1 pseudogene is annotated in these 334 nt (G+C 69.2%); it reads right to left on the bottom strand.

The window, feature by feature from the left end:
- A pseudogene (locus tag RAC81_RS16970) lies at window positions 1–297 on the bottom strand (hypothetical protein); the annotation flags it as partial.
- Window positions 298–334 lie beyond the last annotated feature (37 nt).

Genomic DNA, 334 nt, shown 5'->3' with positions numbered 1-334 from the left:
AGGCGCGGCGGTCTGGGTGGGGACGATGCTCTCCGGCGAGGTCGCCGTGATCGGCTCGCTCCGCGCCGGCGTGCCCGACGCGGTCGCCGTGTTCACCACACGACCCGCATCCACATCCGCCTGCGTGATCACATACGACCCCACAGCCGTCGCCGTCTCCCCCGGAGCGATCACACCAGGAGCACCCGCCACCGGCCACACCACATCCGACAACACCACACCCGGCACCGCATCCGACAGCACCACACCCGACACCGTCACATTGCCCGAGTTCGTCACCCCGAACTCATACGACACCACATCACCCACCGCGCCCACACCCGACGCGACACCC

Source organism: Microbacterium sp. CR_7 (genome assembly GCF_041954755.1).
GTDB lineage: Bacteria > Actinomycetota > Actinomycetes > Actinomycetales > Microbacteriaceae > Microbacterium.
This window is presented reverse-complemented; position numbering and strand designations above follow the sequence as displayed.